Raw genomic sequence first — 4,244 nt, forward strand, 5'->3', positions numbered from 1 at the left:
CTGTCGCTGCTGGCGTGCGGCGCCGAGCGCGGCCTGGGCGGCAGCCAGCGCCGCGGCGGCCTCGTCGCGACCGCGCACGCTGCCCGCTTCCTCGCGCACCAGGCTGGCGGCGCGGTCGAGGGCGATCCGCGCCAGCCGCGCCTGTGCGGTCGCGCGCGCCAGTTCGGCGTCCGCCGCGGCCTGCTGGCTGCCGATCTGCTGAAGATTGGTGGTCGAGTTGACGGGCACGCCGTTAGCGCTGGTCGGCGGTACCACGATCTCGCCGGCCACCTGTCGCGCGGCGCTGACCGAACCGCTCGCGACGCGGACGAGAGCGATCCCGAGTCGCTGCTGGGCCTGCGGCGTCAGGGTCAGCTTCAGCAGTTCGGCCTCGTGCGCGACCGGCTCGGCATGGGCCGGCGGACCTGCGGGCGACTTGGACGGTTCGGTGCCGCAGCCGGCGATGATTAACGGGACGAGAAGAAAGGGTGTGCGCATGGCGCCGGCATAGGTGCAGTCGATTGGCTCCGACTTGCCGGAACTATACAATCTCCCAATACACGCCGCAAAAACCGGCACTCGGCCCCTAAGATTGGGAAATCACAATCCTGCGGCCATTCCCTGGCCGCGCCATCGGTCTAATTGGTGAACGATGGACAGCTGGATCCAAGACCTGATCGCGCAGCTCGGATACCTCGGTATCGCGGCTTTGATGTTTGCAGAAACGGTGTTCCCGCCACTGCCTTCCGAGGTGATCATGCCATTTGCGGGCATGGAGGCCGGTCGCGGCGTGATGGCGCTGCCGGGAGTGATCGCCGCAGGAACCGCGGGTGCGATGGCAGGAAACATCGCCTGGTATCTCGTCGCACGCGCGCTTGGCATTACGCGGTTCGACGGTTTGATCGAACGGTATGGCCGATGGCTCACTATAAGCCGGAACGACGTCGACCGCGGGCAACGCCTCTTTGCCAACGGGGGAGCGCTCTTCGTTTGCGTGGGACGTCTCGTGCCGACGATCCGCTCGATCGTATCGATCCCGGCAGGACTTCTGGCGATGCCATTCGGCCAGTTCGTTTTCTGGTCTCTCCTTGGTACCACCGCCTGGACGTCGATCTTAGCCGTCGCCGGCTCTGCCTTGGGGCAGGGCTATGGCGCGGTCGAGCGTTTCGTCGGACCGATCTCGCTTGGAATCATCGTCCTGCTCGTGGTTGCCTATGTCTGGCGGGTAGCGACATGGCGACGTTAACGATGGGGTGGGACCGTTTGCGGCGCCGGCCTGAGCTCCTGTTGATGGTCACGTTGGCCGTGGCTGCGATCGTCGGCTTCGTTGTCTGGAAACTCGGCTCCGAGATCCGGGAAGGCAAAACAAATGCCTTCGATCGTTCAGCCCTTTATTGGGTGCGAGACCATCTGGGTGGCATCGCACCCCTACGTGCCGCGATGCTTGATCTCACCGCATTGGGGGATACCGCAACCCTGACCCTCGTCGTGATGCTCACCGCCGGTTTCGCCGCCGCCAGTAGAAAAACGGCTCTGGGTGCCTTCGTTGTAGCCGAGGCAGGTGTTGGGACGTCGATCACAGCGCTCGTGAAACCCTGGTTCGGCCGGGCGCGTCCCGATGTGGTGGAGCACTGGGCGCCTTTCAGTTCCGCGAGCTTTCCAAGCGGCCATTCAGCGAACTCGGCGATCGTCTATCTATCGATCGCCCTGCTAGCCGCGCAATGGGCACCGACCCGTGGTGGCCGCGTGTTCCTTGTCGGCGCATCGATCGCATTGATCATGGGCATTGGCTTTTCGCGCGTGTTCCTCGGTGTTCATTGGCCAACGGACGTGCTTGCAGGCTGGGCAGTGGGATCGGGTTGGGCACTTGTCTGCCTGACGATCCTCTACGTGTACGGTCAGAAACGCGCTTCAAGGTCGGTCGAGGACGGGTCGCGCTAACTCATTGCTATCAAATACAGGGCCAATCGACGGCTACCGCTGCTTTGCGTGTCTTGGCTGGAGGCTCGGGGAGGCTTAGCGCGGTCCGCGGTCATGCTCCGGGATCGTCAAAATGCACCACATTCAGTTCACGGACCTTGGCCTACATCCGGTAGCGCTTTCGCTCGGAAGCTTGGATCTGCGATGGTATTCGCTTGCCTATATCGCGGGCATCGTTCTTGGTTGGTGGTATTTGCTGAAGCTATTGAAGCAACCTGCGGCACCAATGGTCCGAACCCAAGCGGACGATCTTGTATTCTACGCGACATTGGGTGTCATCCTTGGCGGACGAATCGGCTATGTAATCTTCTACGGTCCAGAGATGGTCCTTCATCCCCTGCAGATATTTAAGCTGTGGGATGGCGGCATGTCATTCCACGGGGGCGCCGCTGGTGTTTCTCTCGCATTGATCCTGTTTGCGCGCCGGCACGGCTTGGCTTGGCTTCGCGTCCACGATTACGTCGCTTGCACAGTGCCGATCGGCCTCTTCTTCGGCCGCCTCGCCAACTTCGTGAACGGCGAATTATGGGGAAAGCCGTCCGATCTGCCGTGGGCAATCGTGTTTCCAGGTAGCCATGACGGCCTCGCGCGTCATCCAAGCCAACTCTATGAGGCCGGGCTTGAAGGCCTCGCGCTGTTCGCGTTGCTCGCGCTCCTGTTCTGGTTCACGGACGCCCGGCGTCGACCTGGTATGCTCGTTGGCGTATTCCTCATCGGCTATGGCCTCGCCCGTTTCACGGTAGAGTTCTTCCGCGAGCCAGATGCCCAGCTTGTCGGCTTCGCGATGCGGACCGGCCTCCACATGGGGCAGTGGCTTACCATACCGATGTTCGTCGGCGGACTCTTCCTGATCGTCACTTCGGCAAGCCGCATGAATCGAACGCATTCACCGATTACCGTCTCACCGCAATGAGGCCCTCGCAGCGCATAGTGCTGGCGCAGATCATCTCGCGCAAACGCGCAACCCTGATGGCACGCGACGCCCGGGGATGGCTTCGCGCCAGCGAAGCATCTTTCATCGTTCTGTCGATTGGCATTGGCGGGGCTGCGGGCCTATTGAGCGTTGTTCTGGGTGCGCTTGCACGCACGCTGCAGCATTTTCTCTTCGCGCTTCCCCCGAACACGCGCTTGAGCGGCGTCGCGGAACTTGGGCTACCGAGCCTGCTCGTGCTGCCCCTGAGTGGCCTGATCTTTACAGCGTTCGGATACGCGGTCAGCGCCCGCAAACGCCGTCTGGTGGATGCAGTCGAGGCGAATGCCCTGCACGGCGGCCGCATGTCGCTGCCAGACAGCCTCGTCATCTCAGGACAAACAGTTCTCTCGAATGGTTTTGGTGCGTCGGTCGGCCTCGAGGCAGCTTATGCGCAGATGGGTGGGGCCGTCGCTTCGGTGCTTGGAGGTTGGCTGAAGCTGCGGCGCGCCGATCAACGAACGCTGGTGGGCGCGGGAACAGGAGCTGCGATCGCTGCTGCGTTCGGCGCTCCCTTGGCAGGGGCATTCTATGCGTTTGAAATCGTCATCGGAGCCTATACGCCCTCGGCAATCGCGCCTGTCGCTGCTGCAGCTCTGGCCGGGGCGCTCGTCGCGCAGACATTCGGGCAGCAGCCCTATCTGATCGATGCTGCGTCAAACGTATCGGTCGAGACGCATCATTACCTGATCTACGCCGGGCTGGGTGCGATCTGTGCGCTCCTGGGCATTGTCCTCATGCGTGCCGTGGCGCTGGTCGAGCGCGGAACGCGGCGAACGGGGGTGCCAGAATGGGCGCGCCCCGCGCTGGGCGGTCTGCTACTCATCCCGATCGCGATACTGTCACCGCAGGTCCTCTCGGCGGGCCACGGCGCGCTACATGCCGATCTAGCGCTCGGCGCGTCGCTTGAATTCATCTTTGTCGTGTTGGTCGCCAAGAGCGCCGCGTCTGTGGTGTCGCTCGGGTTCGGATTTCGGGGCGGCCTGTTCTTCGCGTCGTTGTTCCTCGGAACCCTGCTCGGTCACCTCTTCGCCGGAAGCCTGACCATGATCATCGGGCATCCTGTGATCGATCCGCGCAACGCGGCACTCGTGGGCATGGCGGCGTTCGCTGTGGCGGTTGTGGGTGGCCCGATGACAATGGCGATGCTGGTCCTGCAAGCGACCCATGATTTTCCACTCACGGGGGCGGTCGTCGCCGCGTCGCTGGTGTCATCGACCATCGTACGCGAGCTGTTCGGCTATTCGTTTTCGACGTGGCGCCTGTGGATCGGCGTGGAAAAGGGACCCCGGTAGCGGGGTGATCGGCGTCGAAA

Annotated in this window: 4 protein-coding genes and 1 pseudogene; 4 read left to right on the plus strand and 1 reads right to left on the minus strand. The window is 63.0% G+C overall.

All coding sequences use genetic code 11. The annotated features are described in order from the left end of the window. Positions 1 to 528 (minus strand): annotated as a pseudogene (locus ACFDTG_RS16295) (efflux RND transporter periplasmic adaptor subunit); the annotation flags it as partial. A 103-nt stretch (positions 529 to 631) separates the two neighbouring features. Between ACFDTG_RS16295 and ACFDTG_RS16300 the strand changes: the two are divergent. The 4 genes from ACFDTG_RS16300 to ACFDTG_RS16315 all read left to right on the plus strand — a co-directional run bounded on the left by ACFDTG_RS16300 (position 632) and on the right by ACFDTG_RS16315 (position 4,224). After that, positions 632 to 1,225: a DedA family protein gene (locus ACFDTG_RS16300; RefSeq protein ID WP_064311274.1), complete on the plus strand. Its 594-nt coding sequence runs from the start codon at positions 632 to 634 to the stop codon at positions 1,223 to 1,225. Beyond that, positions 1,213 to 1,920 carry a phosphatase PAP2 family protein gene (locus ACFDTG_RS16305; protein ID WP_375291979.1) on the plus strand — a complete coding sequence of 236 codons (708 nt, stop codon included), beginning with the start codon at positions 1,213 to 1,215 and terminating at the stop codon, positions 1,918 to 1,920. Before ACFDTG_RS16300 ends, ACFDTG_RS16305 begins: the two co-directional genes overlap by 13 nt. Positions 1,921 to 2,032: 112 nt before the next feature. Beyond that, positions 2,033 to 2,872: a prolipoprotein diacylglyceryl transferase gene (lgt, locus tag ACFDTG_RS16310; RefSeq protein WP_064311272.1), complete on the plus strand. Its 840-nt coding sequence runs from the start codon at positions 2,033 to 2,035 to the stop codon at positions 2,870 to 2,872. 56 nt (positions 2,873 to 2,928) lie between these two features. After that, positions 2,929 to 4,224 carry a chloride channel protein gene (locus ACFDTG_RS16315; protein WP_375291980.1) on the plus strand — a complete coding sequence of 432 codons (1,296 nt, stop codon included), beginning with the start codon at positions 2,929 to 2,931 and terminating at the stop codon, positions 4,222 to 4,224. Positions 4,225 to 4,244: the final 20 nt, after the last annotated feature.

Origin of the sequence: Qipengyuania sp. (assembly GCF_042095715.1) — a bacterium.
In the GTDB taxonomy this organism is placed as follows: Bacteria; Pseudomonadota; Alphaproteobacteria; order Sphingomonadales; family Sphingomonadaceae; genus Qipengyuania.